Below are 19,224 nucleotides of genomic sequence, written 5' to 3'. Positions count from 1 at the left end.
TGCTGTAGAGCGGGCTTGCTGTGGGAGCGGGCTTGCCCCGCGATTGCGATCTGTCTGGCAACATCGCATCGCGGGGCAAGCCCGCTCCCACCATAAGCTCGCTTAGCTGCGGCCGTCGCGGTCTCGGAAGCCCAGCAAGTACAGCACACCGTCCAGGCCCAAGGTCGAAATCGCCTGCTTAGCCGATTGCTTGACCAACGGCTTGGCCCGGAACGCTACACCCAAACCAGCAATCGCCAGCATCGGCAGGTCGTTTGCACCGTCACCGACCGCAATGGTCTGCTCCATCTGCAAACCTTCCTTGCGCGCCAGTTCACCGAGCAGATCCGCTTTGCGCTGCGCATCAACGATCGGCTCTACGGCTACACCGGTAACCTTGCCGTCAACCACTTCCAGCTCGTTGGCAAACACGTAGTCGATGCCCAATTTGGCCTGCAATTGTTTGGCGAAATAGGTGAAGCCGCCCGACAGGATCGCGGTTTTGTAGCCCAGGCGCTTGAGCTCGGCAAACAGCGTTTCGGCACCTTCGGTCAGGCGCAGCGAAGCACCAATCTCGTCGAGGACTTTGACGTCCAGGCCTTTGAGCAATGCCAGGCGCTCTTTAAAGCTGGCGCGAAAATCCAGCTCGCCACGCATGGCCCGCTCGGTAATTTCCGATACTTGCTCGCCCACACCGGCAGCCTTGGCCAACTCGTCGATCACTTCAGCTTCGATCAGTGTCGAATCCATGTCGAACACCGCCAGGCGACGGTTACGGCGGAACAACGAGTCTTGCTGGAAGGCAATATCGACGTTCAGCTCTTGCGCCACGCTGAGGAACTCGGCACGCAATGCTTGCGGATCAGCCGGCTCGCCACGCACCGAGAACTCGATGCAGCCCTTGCCCTGCTCGACCGGGGTATCCAGCGCCACGCGTCCGGACAGGCGATCGATGTGATCAATGTTCAACCCGTACTTGGCGGTGATGGAACTGACCCGCTGCAGTTGTTCGGCGGTCACTTTACGGGTGAGCAAGGTCACGATGTGACGAGCCTTGCCCTGCCCTTCAACCCAGTTTTGATAGTCCGCTTCGGAAACCGGCGTGAACCGGACCTGTTGGTCGAGTTCGTAGCCCGCAAACAGAATATTCTTCAGAACCGATGAAGCCTTCTCGGTATCCGGAATTTCCACCAGGATGCCAAAGGACAGCGTGTCATGAATCACTGCCTGACCGATGTCGAGGATGTTCACACCACCCTGGGCCAGAACGCCAGTGATGGCCGCAGTAAGACCCGGACGGTCTTCACCAGTGATGTTAATCAGAACGATTTCGCGCAAAACGGGCTCCGACTCGTGGAAAAAAACCACATTCTACCGATTTTCAGTGACCATCGGGCGCAGCCGATACTTTGCCGGTCCTTGAGCGCTCGCTATACTGCGCAGCAACTTCTCCGACATAAAGAGCCGCGCTCTGTGAACCGGCCCACGCCCGTTAAAACCGATAACTTCTTCCTGCTGATTTTTCGTGCTCTGCGCCATCGCCGTGTGCCGCTTGCGCTGCGTATCGCCTGCCACAACGTGCTACTGGTGGCGCTGGCGCTGGTGATCTATGCCTGCGTGATGGGTTTGCAGTTCAAGCAGGCCATGCACGAACAAGCCGATGCCCTGGGGCAGAGCCTGACCACGCAAACCGCTACCTCGGCGACCGAGCTGCTGGTGTCCAACGACATTCTCAGCCTTAACGTACTGCTGGGGAATCTGGTGAAGAACCCCTTGGTGGCCCACGCTGCCATCTACAGCGTCGACAACCGCATTCTGGCCGAAGCCGGCCAGCGTCCGAAGAACGGCCTGCTGGGTGAGGCCGAAGGCCTGTACCAGACCAACATCACCTTTCAGGATGTCACTGCGGGCAAACTGCGCATCAGCCTGGACATGACCGAGTTCCAGCAGCCGCTGACCATCAGCCTGCAGAGCATGGGCATCCTTGCCGGTATCCTGCTGGCCCTGGCCTTGGCCATGAGCCTGCGTCTGGGGCGTTTCATCTCCACGCCACTGCTGCAATTGCGCGTCTGGCTACGCGACATCAACGAGTACACCCCGGCAACCGACCGTCAGGACGAGATCGGCGACCTCGCTCGTCAGTTGCACAACCGCTTTGCCCCGCCACCGCGTGAGGTCGAGCCAGAACCCGAAGAGCTGGATGAAGACGAGCCTGAGTTCGAAGTGCGCAACCTGCGCGACCCGAGCTTCGACGAAGCGCCTGCTGTGGCCAAAGCCAGTAAACCGGTTGCTGCCGATGACGACAGTGATGACGCGTTTGCCGACCTGATCGACGACGAAAACGACAATGCCCCGCGTCCTGTGGCTGCGCCTGTAAAGCGCGAGCCTCAAGCCAGCGCCGTGCTTGCAGTACAACTGGGCTCTCAGGAGCAACTGCGACGCCTGCCCCGCGCCCGTCTGACCGAGCTACTGGAGCGCTACCGCGATTGCCTCGACCAGGCAGCCTCGCTGTATGAAAGCGAAGTACATACCCTCAACGATGGCAGCACCTTGCTGCTGTTCCACAGCCAGGACAGCGGCGAGGACTACCTCACCAATGCCATTTGCTGTGGTGAACTGTTGCGTGCGCTAGGCCATGCCCTGCAGATCGAAGTGGCTGACAGTGGCATTACCTTGCAATTGCAGCTCGGCCTGGCACTGGGTGAAGACTTACAAGGCCTGAGCCAGATTGATCTGCTGTTGACCGAGAAGGCCCAGGACGCCCTGGCTCTGTCGCAACACAGCCGCAACCTGTTACTGGTTGAACGCAAAATCAGCGACGACGCCCTGATCCGCCAGCGCGCACGCATCCGCCCGATTGCCAGCCCCGAAGGCGCCTGCTGTGTCGAACGCCTGATGGAGCCCTACCCGTCGATGCTGGAACGCCAACTGGCACGTATGCACGAGCGCCGGATCAAGACCTGACCCCACCTCCTATGGGAGCGGGCTTGCCCCGCGACGCGGTATCACAGACAAACCGCAATCGCGGGGCAAGCCCGCTCCCACTGGGACAGTCGCCAAAAAAAGGTTCTTCACGAATTGTCGGGGAGTAATTGGCTTTGGCTTTGAGCGCTGTGGGCTTATCCGTTCGGTGTGGTGGCTCTTCAGGCCCCTTCCGCCTTTACGGCGTCTGACTTTTTTCTTGGAAAAAGTCAGCAAAACCGCTCGCTCCTGCATCCGGCCCTACGCTGCGCTTCGGGTCCCTTCGCTCCGGCGCCCTCCAGGCCCGCGCGGCCTACGACTTGCTACGCAAGTCTACATCTCGCGCCTTCGGCACAGCCGAAGGGTGCTTACGCACCTGGCCCTCCAGGCACCTCCACTCAGCCTCCTGAAGTCGCAAAATTACGGGCAGCGCCTGCGCTGGCGTTATCTTCGATAGCTGCGAGTTTTTAGCTCTTAGCTCTTAGCTCTTAGCTCTTAGCTTTAAGCTTTAAGCTTTTAGCTTTTAGCTTTTAGCTTTTAGCTCTTGTGTACACGATGGTTCAGACGCTGCGGTCTGCGACTTCAGGAGGCCGAGTGGAGGAATTGCGTAGTGAGGTGACGGGCAGGAGCCCGTCAAGCGCTTCGGGCCATGGATGGCCCGTTAGCGCGGTCCTCACGGGAGCAATACCGGAAGGAGGGAACCCGGAGCGCAGCGTAGGGCCGGATGCAGGAGCGAACGGTTTTGCTGACTTTTTCCAAGAAAAAAGTCAGACGCCGTAAAGGCGGAAGGGGCCAGTGGTGCCACCACGCCAAACGGATAAGCTCACAGCGCTCAAATCCAAATCCAAATCCAATACTCCCCGATAATCCGCCAAAAAAAAGCCCGCATTTGCGGGCTTTTTTGTTAGAAGCGGAACACTTCCAAATCAGTACGAATCGGTGTTGCCAATGGAATCTTTGGCTTCTCCGGCTCTTTGCGTACTTGCACCGGCGCTGCCTTCTTCGGCGTTTCTTCAACCAGCGGTGGCTGATTGGCCAGCGGCTTGAGGGCAATGCTCAACTGCTCAGCAAGCTTTTGCAGCAACTGACCCTGGGCCTGAACCTGAGCCGCCGCACTGCCTGCATGCTGCTGCTCCAGGTGAACAATACGGTTGTCCCGGACCTGACCGCGACGATCCAGCAAGCGCCATTGCGCATCGAGGATTGCCGGTTGGTTGTTGCCAGAGTCCAGACGGGTGATCGACAACAGCACCTGCACATCCGGAGTGAACCCGCTATTGCCCGGTGCCAGCACCACGCGCTGGCTGTCCAGACGCCAGGCCAATTGACGGACCAGCAATTGATCGATATCGGCCGAGAGACTTCCCGCCCAGCGGCCATCGGTCGATGCAGTCAGGCTGCCATCAGACTGGCGCTGCAACAGCGTCTCACGCTGCAAGTAATCAGCAACCGATACCGGGCCGAGCACAACAGCCATGCCCGCGCTTTGCTTGGGTTGGCCAGGCTCACCGCTGTCGAGCTGATACAGGGAAACCGGCTGATGCATGCTGCAGCCGGCCAGACCCAGCACGCCACACAGCAAAACCAACGGAAGACGCAGAAATTTCATCATCCCATCCAGGCGGTCGCCACAAGGCACACCGCAATGATACTCATGTAGATTCAGTCGGATACACAGCCACGCTGGTATCGCAAGGGGCCTATCATCCGCGAAATAACGGTGCGACTCCAGTGTTTAAACCCCGAACAGACACGAAAATACCTATTCGGGGTTTCTAGCTCGGGTTATCCGAGGTTTTCGACCAACAACGCGTCTACCCGCTGGAAGCCACGTGGGAGTTTGTTGCCTCGACGGCCACGCTCACCCTTGTAATGCTCCAGGTCGTCGGCCTTCAGTGATAGCGTACGCTTACCGGCCTGCAACACAAGCGTCGCGCCATCGGCAATCACCGCCAGGTCGGTGACGTACTCCTCACGACTGGCAACCCGATCGCCGGGAATACCGATGATCTTGTTGCCCTTGCCTTTGCCCAGCTGCGGCAGGTCGCTGACTTTGAAGATCAGCAAGCGGCCTTCGGTTGTAACCGCCGCCAACCAGTTCTGCTCACGGTCGGCCACAGGGCGTGGCGCCATGACTTTAGCGCCGTTGGGCAAGCTGAGCAGCGCCTTACCGGCCTTGTTCTTGGCTTGCAGGTCTTCACCCTTGACCACAAAACCGTAGCCCGCATCAGAAGCGATGACGTACAGCGCATCGTCTTCAGGCAACAACACGCACTCAAAGCCCGCGCCCGGTGGCGGCGTCAGGCGCCCGGTCAGGGGTTCGCCCTGGCCGCGGGCCGAAGGCAAGGTGTGCGCGGCAACCGAGTAGCTACGTCCGGTGGAGTCGATAAACACGGCAAACTGGTTGGAACGCCCGGCCGCGGCCGTTTTGAAACCATCACCCGCCTTGTACGACAGCCCGGTAGCGTCGATATCATGGCCCTTGGCGCAGCGCACCCAGCCTTTTTCCGAGAGCACGACCGTCACCGGCTCGGTCGGCATCAATTCGTTTTCCGACAGTGCCTTGGCTTCAGCGCGCTCGATGATTGGCGAACGACGGTCATCACCGTACGTCTCGGCATCTTTGATTAGCTCGGCACGCACCAACTTACGCAGCTTGGCTTCACTACCCAGCAAGGCGATCAGCTTGGCTTGTTCCTTGGCCAGCTCGTCCTGCTCATTGCGGATTTTCATCTCTTCCAGCCGCGCCAACTGGCGCAGTCGGGTTTCGAGGATGTAGTCGGCCTGGGTTTCGGTCAGATCGAAACGGGCAATCAGCGCAGCTTTGGGCTGGTCTTCGGTGCGGATGATGTGAATGACTTCATCCAGGTTGAGGAACGCTACCAGCAAGCCTTCGAGCAAGTGCAGGCGACGCTCTACCTTGTCGAGTCGGAATTTCAGGCGGCGGCGCACGGTTTGTACGCGGAATTCAAGCCATTCGACTAGCAGTGCGCGCAGGTTCTTCAACTGCGGGCGGCCATCCAGGCCAATGATGTTGACGTTGACCCGGTAACTGGACTCAAGGTCGGTGGTGGCGAACAGATGCTGCATCAGTTCGTCGAGATCGACCCGGTTAGAGCGCGCGATGATCACGATCCGGCATGGGTTTTCATGGTCCGACTCATCGCGCAGGTCAGCCACCATCGGCAGCTTCTTGGCCTGCATCTGGGCAGCGATCTGCTCCAGCACTTTGGCGCCGGACACCTGATGCGGTAGCGCGGTGACGACAATATCGCCATCCTCGATGCGGTACACCGCACGCATGCGCACCGAACCACGACCGCTTTCGTAGATTTTCAGCAGCTCGGAACGTGGCGTGATGATCTCGGCTTCGGTCGGATAATCCGGGCCCTGGATATGCTCACACAGTTGCTCAACGGTCGCCTTGGGCTCATCGAGCAGACGCACACAGGCGCTGGCCACTTCACGCAGGTTGTGCGGTGGCACATCAGTAGCCATACCCACGGCAATACCCGTGGTGCCGTTGAGCAGAATGTTCGGCAAACGCGCCGGCAGTACCGCAGGCTCTTCCAGGGTACCGTCGAAGTTCGGCACCCAGTCGGCCGTGCCCTGGCCCAGCTCGCTGAGCAGCACCTCGGAATAACGCGATAGACGTGCTTCGGTATAACGCATGGCCGCGAACGACTTCGGATCGTCCGGCGCACCCCAGTTGCCCTGGCCGTCGACCAAGGTGTAGCGATAGCTGAAGGGCTGGGCCATCAGCACCATGGCTTCGTAGCACGCCGAGTCGCCATGAGGGTGGAACTTACCGAGCACGTCACCGACGGTACGCGCCGACTTCTTGTGCTTGGAGTCGGCATCCAGGCCCAGTTCGCTCATGGCATACACGATACGGCGCTGCACCGGCTTCAGCCCGTCGCCGATATGTGGCAGGGCACGGTCCATGATCACGTACATGGAGTAGTTGAGGTAGGCCTGTTCGGTGAAGTCAGCCAGTGACCGGCGCTCTACGCCATCAAGGCTGAGATCAAGGGAGTCGCTCATGCGGGCCTCATCATTTCAGGTTCTGGCGCAGCAGCAAGGTGCCACTGCGCTGGGTAAATTCGAGTTGTTTCAAGGCACTCATGCCCAATAGCACCTGCTCACCATCGAGCCCTGGGACCACCAGAGCGCGAACCTCGCGCAGCAGGATGTCGCCCAGTTGCAGGGTATCCAACCGCGTGCGGTAGCCCTGGGTGCGACCATTGGCGGTGCTCAGCATCACTGGAGCACCGCGTTCCAAACCAAGACTCGCGGCCAACTGCTCGGGAATGGCCACATCGGTTGCGCCTGTATCGAGGAGAAAATGTACCGTTTGACCGTTGATCTGGCCATCGGCGACAAAGTGGCCCTGACCATTACCGGCCAGTTGCACCTCGATAAAGCCTTCACCGTGTTGCGAGCGGACTTGTGCATTAGGGTTGGCCTGTCGCTGCTCCCAGTCACCGAAAAACCGCGTGGCCAGGAACAGCCCGGCCGCCCAGGCCAGAACCAGCAGAACCCTGCCAGCACGCTTGCCTGGAGGCTGACTCACGACTTGCTGCTCCAGCCACCGGCCGGCGCGGCAAAGCGCCAGACAATCGGTCGCGATTCGCCATCTTTGCGGGTTGCACCGTTATTGTCCAAACCGATCCAGGCACCTTCGGCATCAATCACCAAGGCTTCGGCCAAACCGAATGGCTGGGCGTACTGGCGCGACTCGGCCAGGCCATCTTCAGCGTAAGACCAGCAACGCTCAACCTTGCCCTTGCTCACGTCGCGGCGGCAGATACGGTGGGCGTTACGCTCCAGGGTGAACAGCTTGTTGTTGAACAGTGCAAGGTCGGCAAAATCGCGCGGTAATGCGCGCGGCTCGGGCATTTGCGGCGGTTGCATTTCAACCCCGGCTTCGCTGAGCAGCACACAGCCATCCCCGCAATTCCAGACCGTCTGCTGGCGATTGATCAGCAGCAGGCCGCGCCGTTCGCGCTCGGCCGCCAACCAGATACGATCTCCAGCCGGGCTAACTGCCAGCCCTTCAAACAGCGCGTTGAAATGCAAAAGCATGCCACTGGCCCGAGCCTGGCGAACCATGCTCGGGTCGATTTTCAGCCAGTTGGGCTCACCCTCTACCGGCACTTGCAGCACGGCGGCATGGGCTTCACTGACCAGATAACGGTTACCGGCATCATCACAACTGATGCCTTCGAAATCCAGATCTCCACCACGCACCTGGCCTGCTGCCCAGTTACGTGAACGAATGCCCCAGGGCAAGCCGCTGTCCGGAACGGGCGGTGCCGCCAGGTGCACAGACTGCGCTTCCCATACCGGCGCTTTGGTATCGAGCCGATAAATCAGGTCGTCATCGCGATCGGAGATGGTCCACAACTCACCCTTGCACACGGCCAGGCCCGACAGGTTGCCACCGCGCATACCCTCGACCGGGTACTCAGCAACAAACTTCAGCTCCGGCCAGGGTGCGGCCTGCGATGTCAGGGCAAAAACGCCAAGCACTGCAGCCAGTAGTGAACGGATCAAGCCAGAACCTCAGCCAGGTTACCCTTGGACTCCAGCCAGTTCTTGCGGTCTGAGGCGCGTTTTTTGGCCAGCAGCATGTCCATGATTTCGCGGGTGCCGTCGAGGTCGTCAAGGGTCAACTGGACCAGGCGGCGGGTGTTCGGATCCATGGTGGTTTCACGCAACTGCGGCGGGTTCATTTCACCCAGGCCTTTAAAGCGTGTGACCTGTGGTTTACCGCGTTTCTTCTCGGCAACCAGGCGGTCGAGAATGCCATCCCGCTCGGCTTCATCCAGGGCGTAGTAGATCTCTTTGCCCAGGTCGATACGGTACAGCGGCGGCATGGCGACATAGACATGCCCGGCTTCGACCAACGGGCGGAAATGCTGAACAAACAGTGCGCAGAGCAAGGTAGCAATGTGCAGTCCGTCGGAGTCGGCGTCGGCGAGAATGCAGATTTTGCCGTAACGCAGCTGGCTCATATCGGCCGCGCCCGGATCGACGCCGATGGCCACGGCAATGTTATGCACTTCCTGGCTGGCCAGGACTTCTCCACCGTCGACTTCCCAGGTGTTAAGAATCTTGCCGCGTAGCGGCAGGATGGCCTGGAACTCCTTGTCACGCGCCTGCTTGGCCGAGCCACCGGCCGAGTCACCCTCAACCAGGAACAGTTCGGCACGCATCGGGTCTTGCCCGGCGCAGTCGGCCAGCTTGCCCGGCAATGCTGGGCCTTGGGTCACGCGCTTGCGCTCGACCTTTTTGCTGGCCTTCAAACGACGGCCGGCGTTGCTGATGGCCAGTTCCGCCAACTGCATACCCAGTTCAGGGTGGGCGTTGAGCCACAGACTGAACGCATCTTTGACCACGCCAGAAACAAAGGCCGCTGCCTCGCGGGACGACAGGCGTTCCTTGGTTTGCCCGGAGAATTGCGGCTCTTGCATTTTCATCGAAAGCACAAAGGTGATGCGCTCCCAGACGTCTTCCGGTGCCAGCTTGACCCCGCGTGGCAACAGGTTGCGAAACTCACAGAACTCGCGCATGGCATCGAGCAGGCCCTGGCGCAGACCGTTGACGTGGGTACCGCCTTGGGCCGTCGGAATCAGGTTGACGTAGCTTTCCTGAACGCTGTCACCGCCTTCCGGCAACCACAGCAGCGCCCAGTCGACGGCTTCTTTGTTACCAGCCAGGCTGCCGCAGAACGGTTCGTCTGGCAGGCGCTGGAATTCGCTGACCGAGTCCACCAGGTAGGAGCGCAGGCCGTCTTCGTAGTGCCATTCGACCTTCTCGCCGCTGGCTTTGTCTTCAAAGCTGACCAAAAGCCCCGGGCACAGTACTGCCTTGGCCTTGAGGACGTGCTTGAGGCGGCTGATGGAGAATTTCGGAGAGTCGAAGTACTTGGGATCCGGGGAAAAGTACACGCTGGTCCCGGTGTTGCGTTTGCCCACCGTACCAACCACTTCCAGCTCGCTGGCCTTGTAGCCGTCGGCAAAAGTCATTTGGTACTCGGTGCCATCGCGCTTGACCTTGACCCGCACTTGGCTGGACAAGGCGTTGACCACGGAGATACCGACCCCGTGCAGACCACCGGAGAACTGGTAGTTCTTGTTGGAGAACTTACCACCGGCGTGCAGTTTGGTAAGGATCAGCTCTACCCCGGAAACCCCCTCTTCAGGGTGGATATCCACAGGCATACCGCGACCGTCATCGGACACTTCCAGCGAGTGGTCAGCGTGCAGGATGACCTGTACCGATTTTGCGTGCCCGGCCAGGGCTTCGTCGACGCTGTTGTCGATAACTTCCTGGGCCAGGTGGTTGGGCCGACTGGTGTCGGTGTACATGCCCGGGCGTTTGCGCACCGGATCAAGGCCCGAGAGGACTTCGATGGCGTCTGCGTTATAGGCACTAGCGCTGGGAATGGCCATGGGTTCTCGTCGTCAGTCGTAGGTGAATATAAGTCATCAAAATACAGAAAAATCGAGCGTTTGATACTGCTGCGGGGCAATACCGGCAAAGCTCAGCAACGCTGGCAGGCGTTCGGCGAAACCCTGGAAGCTATGGTCGCCGCCGGCCTGGAGGCGCAATGCGCAGGCCCGGTAGAACTGCTCGGCTTCACGGTAGTCGAGGGTCTCGTCGGCAGTTTGCAGCCAGACCTGATAGCGCTCGCCATCTGTGGGCGGTGCAACTTCAAGCTCAGCCAGTGCCTCTACATGATCCAGGGTCAGCTCCCAGGACTCACCGGTGTAGTGGTTCTTCTGGATGCCCAGGTAACCGTCAAACCGGCGGTGCGGGTTGACCGCCGGGTTAACCAGCAATGCCTTGAGCCCATGGCGCTCAGCCAGATGGGTGGCATAGTAGCCGCCGAGGGAGCTGCCGACCAGTAATGGCGATTCAAGCTCGGCCAGCGCGGCTTCAAGCTGCGCCATGGCTTCACGCGGATGGTGGTGCAGTGCAGGCACCCGCAGGCGATCACCCAGGCCGATTGCCTGCATCACAGCGGTCAACTGGCAGGCTTTCTTTGATGTGGGCGCGCTGTTGAACCCGTGAATATAGAGAATCGAACCCGACATGCCGTCCTCACTGCACCTGTATGGCCTGGCAATGCCAGGCAGGAAAGCGCGCATTTTAGCCTGTTCGGCGGCAGTTGGAGCAGTTTCACCCATTCAGCAACATTTAATAGCCGTCGCCCGCGTAGTCGATGGTGAAAGCAAAGTCGGTCACCCGTGAAACGCCGGTCTCGATCGAGCCATCCACGTGCAGGCGCAGCCAGCGGTAACCGGGGGCCTGCTCACCCACTTTGAAGTCCTCGCTACCCGGCTCAAACTGAATGCAAGTGGAAGGCGAGGCCAGCAAACGTACGTCGCCGTGCCATTGATCCCATTCTTGATGAATGTGCCCCCACAGCAGTGCTCGCACCTGTGGATAACCTTTCAACAAGGCAAACAATGCTTCGGCATTACGCAGGCCAATTGGCGCCATCCAGGCACAATCGATGGGCACTGGCTGGTGGTGAAAACAAATCAGGTGATGGCGCTCGGGCGCATCCCGCAGCGATTGCTCAAGCAACGCCAATTGGCCGTCGTCGAGCACACCCGGCACCGCCCCCGGTACTGCCGAGTTGAGCGTGAGGATGCGCCAGTTGCCGATATCCAGCAGAGGCTCAAGCAGATCACTACCCTGGGCGACGCGCTCCATGGGCACAGGTTCGTCGTGGTTGCCCGCCAGCCAACGGGCTGGCGCCCCAAGTGCAGCTGTCAGGTCACGAAAACTGGCGTAGGAGGCTTCGGTGCCATCTTGAGACAAGTCGCCGGTGGCCAGCAGCAGGTCAATGCGCGGCTGTTCTTCACGCACCTTTTCGATTACCCGCTGCAGGCTGTCTCGGGTATTCATGCCCAGCAGCGTGCCGTGCGCATCGGCAAACAAATGGCTGTCAGTCAGTTGCACCACATGCACAGGGGCTGCACTGAGGGGAATAGAGGATTGCGGCAAGGGCCGGCTCCTTGAACGGATTCAGCACGATTATGGCGGCTAGCGCCTCTTGAGCAAATACTCGAAATCGACCAGCGTCACATTTCAGCGAACGACGGCCAGCTCATGGCCACAGGCCAGGCAGTGGCTCAGCCACTCACCAAGGAACAGGTTCAGTTGAGCCTTTTCGTCAGGTTGGTGCATCGCTGCATTCGGGTACGGGTAGATGCTGCGAAAGCGCCGGGCATGCTCAGCGCTGACCACTTCGGCCATACGCGCATCGTGGTAAACCTGCACCTCCAACTGCGGTACCGGCAACCACGGCAGGCTATGTTCCTGACGCACGCGCAAGGTGGTGGTGTAGGGGCACGCAAGCACAACGTCCAACACCAGCACACCAAGCATCTGGTCACCCTGGGTCATACCAATTCGGCGCGAACTCATGGTTGTGCGCATGTCAGGCAACAAGCGCATCAGACGCGCATAGTTGGCCTCGCAGGCAGCCTGCAACCCGACCAGATCGACCCGGTAGCGTTCGCGCAAAAGATTCACGACCATAGCCCCCTGACTTCATCTCGATTCAAGGCCAGCCACTGCAAGGCAATAATGCTTGCCGCATTGGCGATCTGCCCATCGCGCACGGCCTGCAAGGCATCTTCGAACGCCCAGACCTTCACGCGAATATCTTCACCCTCTTCTTCCAGCCCATGCAGGCCGCCCGCCCCAAGGCTGCTGCACTGGCCTAGATACAGGTGGACAAATTCATCGCTGCCGCCGGGTGACGGGAAGTACCGGGTCATCGGCCACAGCGCGCTGAACACAAGCCCAGCTTCCTCCTGCGCTTCACGGTGTGCAACTTCTTCCGGCTGTTCATCTTTGTCGATCAGACCAGCGACCAGTTCAATCAGCCAGGGGTTGCTTACCTTGCCCATCGCACCGACCCGGAACTGCTCGATCAGTACCACTTCATCACGCTGGGCGTCGTAAGGCAGTACACACACAGCGTCGTGGCGCACGAACAGCTCACGGCTGATTTCGCGGCCCATGCCACCGGCGAACAACTCGTGACGCAAGCGTACACGGTCAAGCTGGTAAAACCCCTTGAAGCAGTTCACCCGCTCGACGATCTCGACATCCTTGGGCACAGTGTTCGGTGTATCTGACATGGGAATCCTCATTACTTCTGTCACAGCATCGCGCAATCCTAACCTGCGTTCCGCTGTGTTTCACCCCTTTAAGTTTGTAGGCCGGGCTGCGAGGATAGGCAGCCTGCTGATATTCAGCTTAGTGGCGAACTGAAGGCCTTGCCGACGGTCCAAGCCCGATTACCTTTGCCTGAAAGGATCATCATGACGCTTGCGAAACTGACTACTGTGGCCGTGCTGGCCTTGGCCCTGGGGGCCTGTCAAAGCCTGTTCCAGCCCAACATGCGCACGCCACTGGAGGTCAAGCGCGACCGCTGGGAGCACATCAAGCCCGGTTGCACCACGGCCGATTGCCCATTGGTCAACATCGACACCATTCACTTCCCGGCCAACCCGAAACTGGATGCGATTGTCGAAAAACGCCTGCTGCAAATGACCCAGGACAACCAGCACAACGCCCTGCCCAGCTCGCTCAAAGCCTATGAAGAGCAGTTCATGGCCAGCGCCGAACCGCGCCACAGCAGCTACTTGCAGGCCAAGGTACGCGAGCAGCATGACGGACTGGTGATCATCGAGTTGTCCAGTTATCTGGACACCGGCGGCGCCCACGGTATGCCGGGGCGTGGCTTTATCAACTTCTCTCGCCAGCAGGACAAAGTCCTGACCCTGCAGGACATGCTGGTACCCGGCCAGGAAGAGACCTTCTGGAAGACCGCCGAAGAAGCCCACCGGGCCTGGCTGATCAGCACCGGTATGGACAAAGACGCCGAGTTCGTCAAAACCTGGCCCTTCAAGCAGACCCCGCACATTGCCCTGACCTACGGCGCGGTAGTGCTCAAGTACGAAGTGTATGCCATCGCCCCGTATTCCATGGGCCACATCGAACTGAAGATCCCCTACCCGCGCCTGAACGGTGTGATCAAGCCGCAGTTGTTTCCGGGCCGCGGATAACCGACGGCGCTGCCGCCCAGTACACACACCCTGCCAGCAGCAATGCGGGCAGGGTCGAGCCAACATCGGCGGCGTAGTGTGCCAGCACATGGTAGGTCGCGACGCCGCAAGCCCAGGCTACCAGCGCCCGCCAGTGCAGGCTGTGAATCGGGCTGGCATCATTGCGACGGCGACGGACGATGAAGTGATCCACCAGCACCACGCCGAACAGTGGCGCGAACACCGAACCGATCAGCAGCAAGAAGTTCTGGTACTGCGCCAGCGGCGCGAAGCACGCGATCAAGGTGCACAGCACACCAAGCGCCAGCGCCAGATGCTCGACCTTCAAGCGAATCAACAGGCCAGTGGAAACTGCGGCTGAATGGATGTCGGCAAACGCCTTCTCCGACTCATCGAGCAGGATCAGCAGCAACGGAATCCCAATGCCTGCGCCAGCCAGTGCCAACAGCAAGGTATTGACCTCGCCCGCCGGGGCAAAGGCCAGAGTGTAGGCCACGCCCAGGCTCATCATCCAGACGTTACCCAGCAGATAGCCCAGCGCCGTGCCGATAAATACGCGGCTGCCATGACGGGCGAATCGTGAGTAATCTGCAATCAGAGGCAACCACGACAACGGCATGGCAATCGCGATGTCGATACCCACTGCCAAGGACATCGAACCGTCACCGGCCCGCGCCCACAACGCAGCCAGGTCGGCCTTGGCGAACAGGTTCCAGGTCAGCCACAGGCAGGCACCGAGCAACAGCCAGATACCCCATTTGCGCAAGATTTTACGCACAAAGGTCAGCGGCCCGCTGACGGCCAGCAGAGTCGCCAGGGCGCCGAAAATCAGGGTCCACAACAACGGATTGGTCAGCGCGCTGCCTTCACCGAAGGCGCGGGCGCCCAGCAGGCTGGCGGCATCACGCATGACGATAATTTCGAACGAGCCCCAGCCAATCAGCTGCAGCAAGTTAAGTAAAGCGGGCAGTCGAGCGCCATCGCGACCCAGGCTGCGACGCAGGGCTGCCATCGACGAAAGGCCGGTATCACTACCAATAACGCCTACTGCTGCCAGCAATAGCACACCGACGGTGGTACCGAGGATGATCGCCAGCACCGCATTAGCCAGCCCCAGTCCCGGACCGAGCAAGGCGCCGGTCTGCAGGACCATCAGGCCGATGCCGAGGGAGAACCATAAGGAGCAGAGGTCACGGCCGCTGAGGACGCGCTGCTGGTTAGTAACCGGGTGATCGGGGGAGAACTGGCTGGGTGTGCTCACAAAGGGGGTCTCGACAGGGAGAGAGTTGTTGTTTTGGTTATGTATCGCGGGGCAAGCCCGCTCCCACAAGGGCTGTAGGAGCGGGCTTGCCCCGCGATCTGGTTACACCTTCTTGTACAACTGGCTGCCTTCCTGGCGGAACCGCTCGGCCTGCTCACGCATGCCGTCCTCGACCGCGACGTCCACCGCATCAATGCGCTGGTTGGCGGCGTACTCACGCACTTCCTGGGTAATTTTCATCGAGCAGAACTTCGGCCCACACATGGAGCAGAAGTGGGCGACCTTGGCCGAGTCCTTGGGCAGGGTCTCATCATGGAACGAACGCGCGGTGTCCGGATCCAGGCCGAGGTTGAACTGGTCTTCCCAGCGGAACTCGAAACGCGCTTTGGACAAGGCGTTGTCACGAATTTGTGCACCCGGATGCCCCTTGGCAAGGTCGGCCGCATGGGCGGCGATCTTGTAAGTGATGATCCCAGTCTTGACGTCGTCCTTGTTCGGCAGCCCCAGGTGCTCCTTAGGTGTTACGTAGCAGAGCATGGCGCAGCCGAACCAACCGATCATCGCCGCACCGATACCGGAGGTGATGTGGTCGTAGCCCGGAGCAATGTCGGTGGTCAGTGGGCCCAGGGTGTAGAACGGCGCCTCATCGCAGCACTCCAGCTGCTTGTCCATGTTCTCCTTGATCAACTGCATCGGCACGTGGCCGGGGCCTTCGATCATGCACTGGACATCGTGCTTCCAGGCGATTTTGGTCAGCTCGCCGAGGGTTTCCAGCTCACCGAACTGTGCGGCGTCGTTGGCATCGGCAATCGAGCCAGGACGCAGGCCATCGCCGAGCGAGAAGCTGACGTCGTAGGCCTTCATGATTTCGCAGATTTCGTCGAAATGGGTGTAGAGGAAGTTCTCTTTGTGATGCGCCAGGCACCACTTGGCCATGATCGAACCACCACGGCTGACAATACCGGTTACACGCTTGGCAGTCAGCGGGACATAGCGCAGCAGTACACCGGCGTGGATGGTGAAGTAGTCCACGCCTTGCTCGGCCTGCTCGATCAGGGTGTCGCGGAACAGCTCCCAAGTCAGGTCTTCGGCAATGCCATTGACCTTTTCCAGCGCCTGGTAGATCGGTACGGTACCGATCGGCACTGGCGAGTTGCGAATGATCCACTCACGGGTTTCGTGAATGTGTTTACCGGTGGACAGGTCCATGACCGTGTCCGAACCCCAGCGAATACCCCAGGTCAGCTTGGCCACTTCTTCTTCGATGGAAGAGCCCAGGGCACTGTTACCGATGTTGCCGTTGATCTTCACCAGGAAGTTTCGGCCAATGATCATCGGTTCCAGCTCAACATGGTTGATGTTGGCGGGAATGATGGCGCGGCCGCGAGCGATTTCTTCACGCACGAACTCTGGCGTGATTTCCTTGGGAATGCTGGCACCAAAGCTGTGCCCGGCATGCTGCTGATCGAGCAGCCCTGCGGCGCGGGCTTCCTGCAGTTTCATATTCTCGCGGATGGCAACGTATTCCATCTCGGCGGTGATGATGCCTTGGCGCGCGTAGTGCATCTGGCTGACGTTGGCACCGGCCTTGGCCCGGCGCGGATTGCGCACATGGGCGAAGCGCAGCTTGGTCAGCTCGGCATCTGCCAGGCGCTGCTGACCGAAGTCAGACGATAGACCGGCCAGGCGCTCGGTGTCGCCACGGGCATCGATCCAGGCCGAGCGCACATCGCCCAGGCCTTTACGCACGTCAATGGTGACATTGGGATCGGTGTAGGGGCCGGAGGTGTCATAGACCAGCACCGGGGCGTTGGCTTCACCGCCGAAGTCGGTCGGGGTGTCGTCCAGGCTGATTTCACGCATCGGCACACGGATGTCCGAGCGCGAGCCTTCGACATAGATTTTGCGAGAACGGGCGAACGGCTGTACCGACTGTTGATCGACCTGGGCCGACTCACTCAGATTGGTAATATATTTTTCTTGTTTACTCATCACAGGCTCTCCAAACGGCTTCCTAGCGGTGGAATGTCGGGGAGAACCTGAAAGGCACGGACGCACCAAGAGCGGTGCTGTGCCAGATGTGCGGGTGATGCCTGCAGCGCTTACGGCTGGCTCGACATTCCCGGACCTGACACAAGAGACTCGCCGGGAAAGCGAGAAATCTTGTTCCCTACGCAGGCGTTAACCTGATCAGGTTCAACGGGATCCGGATTATCCGATCTCAGCCTCAACGCAAGGCACCCCGACAAGAACGCGTCCAGTCTAGACTGGACTTGCCTGCAAAGCCAACACTACAAACACAGGCACGATAAATGGCGCAAATGGCAGATTGTTGCAAAGTGTCTGCGCATCTACACTCACCGCTTCAGAAAGACTCATTTGTTCAAGGATCGCCCTATGCTGCGCAAACTTTCACTGGCCCTCGCCGTGTCTTGTGCTACCAACGGAATGGCCTGGGCAGCAGACGTGCCCTTGTCAGCGAAAAACGACCTGGTCAGCGTGTATCAGGAAGCTGTGGACAATAACGCTGACCTGGCAGCGGCCCGCGCCAACTACGGCGCCCAGAAAGAAGTGGTGCCCCAGGCGCGTGCGGGCTTGCTGCCTAATCTGTCGGCCGGCGCCGAAATGCAGAACACCCGGACCAAGATCGACAGCCCGTCGGTCACCTCCAACCGCAGTGGCAATTCCTGGTCCGCGACCTTGGCTCAGCCGGTGTTCCGTGCCGATCGCTGGTTCCAGCTGCAAGCTGCCGAAGCGGTCAACGAGCAATCGGCACTGGAGCTGTCGGCCACTGAACAGAATCTGATTCTGCAAACCGCCGAAAACTATTTCGCGGTGTTGCGTGCCCAGGACAACCTGGCTTCGACCAAGGCTGAAGAGGCGGCGTTCAAGCGGCAACTGGACCAGTCCAACGAGCGCTTCGACGTCGGCCTTTCTGACAAGACCGACGTGCTGCAATCCCAGGCCAGTTACGACACCGCCCGCGCCAACCGGATCGTGGCACAACGCCAAGTCGATGACGCATTCGAAGCGTTGATCACCCTGACCAACAACTACTACAACTCGATCCAGGGCATCCGCCATACCCTGCCCGTGCAGGTACCGGTGCCTAACGATGCCAAGATCTGGGTCGAAACTGCGGGCAAACAGAACCTCAACCTGCAGGCGACCAACTATGCCGTCACGGCTGCCGAAGAGACCCTGCGTCAGCGCAAGGCCGGGCACGCGCCGACTCTGGATGCCGTTGCGCAGTACCAGAAAGGTGACAACGACAACCTCGGGTTCACCAACCCTAACCTCACCGGCCAGAACTACAGCGGTGACGTTGAGCAGACCTCCATTGGCCTGCAACTGAACATCCCGATCTACAGTGGTGGCCTGATCAGCTCGCAAGTACGCGAGGCTTACCAGCGCCTCAGCCAGAGCGAACAGCAACGTGAAAGCCTGCGTCGCCAGGTGGTGGAAAACACCCGCAACCTGCACCGTGCGGTCAACACCGACGTCGAACAGGTACAGGCACGCAAGCAGTCGATCATCTCCAACCAGAGTGCATTGGAAGCCACCGAAATCGGTTATCAGGTCGGTACCCGTAACATCGTCGATGTGCTCGACGCCCAGCGTCAGCTGTACACCTCGGTGCGTGACTACAACAACACGCGCTACGACTACATCCTCGATAACCTGCGCCTCAAGCAAGCGGCGGGCACTTTGAGCCCACAGGATCTGACAGATCTGAGCCGTTACCTGAAGCCCGACTACAACCCAGACAAAGACTTCCTGCCGCCGGATCTGGCAGCCTTGGCAAAGGCCAATTTTGACGCCCGCCCCCCGGAAAACTGATCCTGGCCACCGCCTGATACAGGGGCATCGCACGATGCCCCGCTACACCCTATCCCCCGCGCTTACAACTGACATTTCTATCAGTTT

At 59.8% G+C, this 19,224-nt stretch carries 15 protein-coding genes and 1 riboswitch; of the genes, 3 read left to right on the top strand and 12 right to left on the bottom strand.

Translation table 11 applies throughout. From position 1 onward, the window contains the following. Nucleotides 1-102: 102 nt before the first annotated feature. Nucleotides 103-1,317 (bottom strand): phosphoserine phosphatase SerB, encoded by a 1,215-nt coding sequence (gene serB / locus E1573_RS05790; RefSeq protein WP_133211522.1) that lies wholly within the window; start codon nucleotides 1,315-1,317, stop codon nucleotides 103-105. 135 nt (nucleotides 1,318-1,452) lie between these two features. Here serB and E1573_RS05785 point away from each other — a divergent pair, with 135 nt between their 5' ends. Then, nucleotides 1,453-2,943: a HAMP domain-containing protein gene (locus E1573_RS05785; RefSeq protein ID WP_133211520.1), complete on the top strand. Its 1,491-nt coding sequence runs from the start codon at nucleotides 1,453-1,455 to the stop codon at nucleotides 2,941-2,943. 901 nt (nucleotides 2,944-3,844) lie between these two features. Here E1573_RS05785 and E1573_RS05775 read toward each other — a convergent pair. The 9 genes from E1573_RS05775 to E1573_RS05735 all read right to left on the bottom strand — a co-directional run bounded on the left by E1573_RS05775 (nucleotide 3,845) and on the right by E1573_RS05735 (nucleotide 13,106). Next, on the bottom strand, nucleotides 3,845-4,549 hold the full coding sequence (locus E1573_RS05775; protein ID WP_133211516.1) for a membrane integrity-associated transporter subunit PqiC: 705 nt from the start codon (nucleotides 4,547-4,549) through the stop codon (nucleotides 3,845-3,847). A 176-nt stretch (nucleotides 4,550-4,725) separates the two neighbouring features. After that, nucleotides 4,726-6,984 (bottom strand): DNA topoisomerase IV subunit A, encoded by a 2,259-nt coding sequence (gene parC / locus E1573_RS05770; protein WP_133211514.1) that lies wholly within the window; start codon nucleotides 6,982-6,984, stop codon nucleotides 4,726-4,728. 10 nt (nucleotides 6,985-6,994) lie between these two features. After that, nucleotides 6,995-7,513 carry a TIGR02281 family clan AA aspartic protease gene (locus tag E1573_RS05765; protein WP_133211512.1) on the bottom strand — a complete coding sequence of 173 codons (519 nt, stop codon included), beginning with the start codon at nucleotides 7,511-7,513 and terminating at the stop codon, nucleotides 6,995-6,997. Continuing rightward, a complete protein-coding gene (locus E1573_RS05760) occupies nucleotides 7,510-8,496 on the bottom strand; it encodes an esterase-like activity of phytase family protein (RefSeq protein ID WP_133211510.1) in 987 nt (328 codons plus the stop codon). Before E1573_RS05760 ends, E1573_RS05765 begins: the two co-directional genes overlap by 4 nt. Further along, nucleotides 8,493-10,397, bottom strand: coding sequence for a DNA topoisomerase IV subunit B (gene parE / locus E1573_RS05755; RefSeq protein WP_133211508.1), 1,905 nt, complete (start codon nucleotides 10,395-10,397; stop codon nucleotides 8,493-8,495). The genes E1573_RS05760 and parE overlap by 4 nt, the downstream gene beginning before the upstream one ends. Nucleotides 10,398-10,433: 36 nt before the next feature. Beyond that, nucleotides 10,434-11,042, bottom strand: coding sequence for a YqiA/YcfP family alpha/beta fold hydrolase (locus E1573_RS05750; protein ID WP_133211506.1), 609 nt, complete (start codon nucleotides 11,040-11,042; stop codon nucleotides 10,434-10,436). A 103-nt stretch (nucleotides 11,043-11,145) separates the two neighbouring features. After that, complete coding sequence (gene cpdA, locus E1573_RS05745) at nucleotides 11,146-11,961, bottom strand: 3',5'-cyclic-AMP phosphodiesterase (protein ID WP_133211504.1); 816 nt, start codon at nucleotides 11,959-11,961, stop codon at nucleotides 11,146-11,148. A gap of 84 nt (nucleotides 11,962-12,045) precedes the next feature. Continuing rightward, nucleotides 12,046-12,498, bottom strand: a complete 453-nt coding sequence (locus tag E1573_RS05740) for a DUF1249 domain-containing protein (protein WP_133211502.1) — start codon at nucleotides 12,496-12,498, stop codon at nucleotides 12,046-12,048. After that, on the bottom strand, nucleotides 12,489-13,106 hold the full coding sequence (locus tag E1573_RS05735) for an NUDIX domain-containing protein (protein WP_133211500.1): 618 nt from the start codon (nucleotides 13,104-13,106) through the stop codon (nucleotides 12,489-12,491). Before E1573_RS05735 ends, E1573_RS05740 begins: the two co-directional genes overlap by 10 nt. Nucleotides 13,107-13,289: 183 nt before the next feature. On the opposite strand from E1573_RS05735, the gene E1573_RS05730 reads away from it, so the two are divergent. Next, entirely contained in the window at nucleotides 13,290-14,036 is a 747-nt protein-coding gene (locus E1573_RS05730; protein ID WP_133211498.1) for an RsiV family protein, read from the top strand. Here E1573_RS05730 and cytX read toward each other — a convergent pair. Together cytX and thiC are read right to left on the bottom strand one after the other, a co-directional pair. Continuing rightward, a complete protein-coding gene (gene cytX, locus E1573_RS05725) occupies nucleotides 14,005-15,297 on the bottom strand; it encodes a putative hydroxymethylpyrimidine transporter CytX (protein ID WP_133211496.1) in 1,293 nt (430 codons plus the stop codon). The two genes, E1573_RS05730 and cytX, sit on opposite strands and share 32 nt — an antisense overlap. Before the next feature lie 102 nt (nucleotides 15,298-15,399). Further along, complete coding sequence (gene thiC / locus E1573_RS05720) at nucleotides 15,400-17,289, bottom strand: phosphomethylpyrimidine synthase ThiC (protein ID WP_133211494.1); 1,890 nt, start codon at nucleotides 17,287-17,289, stop codon at nucleotides 15,400-15,402. A gap of 158 nt (nucleotides 17,290-17,447) precedes the next feature. Next, nucleotides 17,448-17,552: riboswitch (TPP riboswitch) on the bottom strand. Nucleotides 17,553-17,694: 142 nt separating this feature from the next. On the opposite strand from thiC, the gene E1573_RS05715 reads away from it, so the two are divergent. Beyond that, the gene (locus E1573_RS05715; protein WP_133211492.1) at nucleotides 17,695-19,137 is read left to right on the top strand and encodes a TolC family outer membrane protein; all 1,443 of its coding nucleotides are present in this window, start codon (nucleotides 17,695-17,697) and stop codon (nucleotides 19,135-19,137) included. The last annotated feature ends 87 nt before the right edge of the window (nucleotides 19,138-19,224 follow it).

It is taken from the genome of Pseudomonas sp. H9 (assembly GCF_004353925.1).
GTDB lineage: Bacteria > Pseudomonadota > Gammaproteobacteria > Pseudomonadales > Pseudomonadaceae > Aquipseudomonas.
Note: the sequence above shows the minus strand (reverse complement) of the source record. Positions and strands in the feature narration are given on the sequence as shown.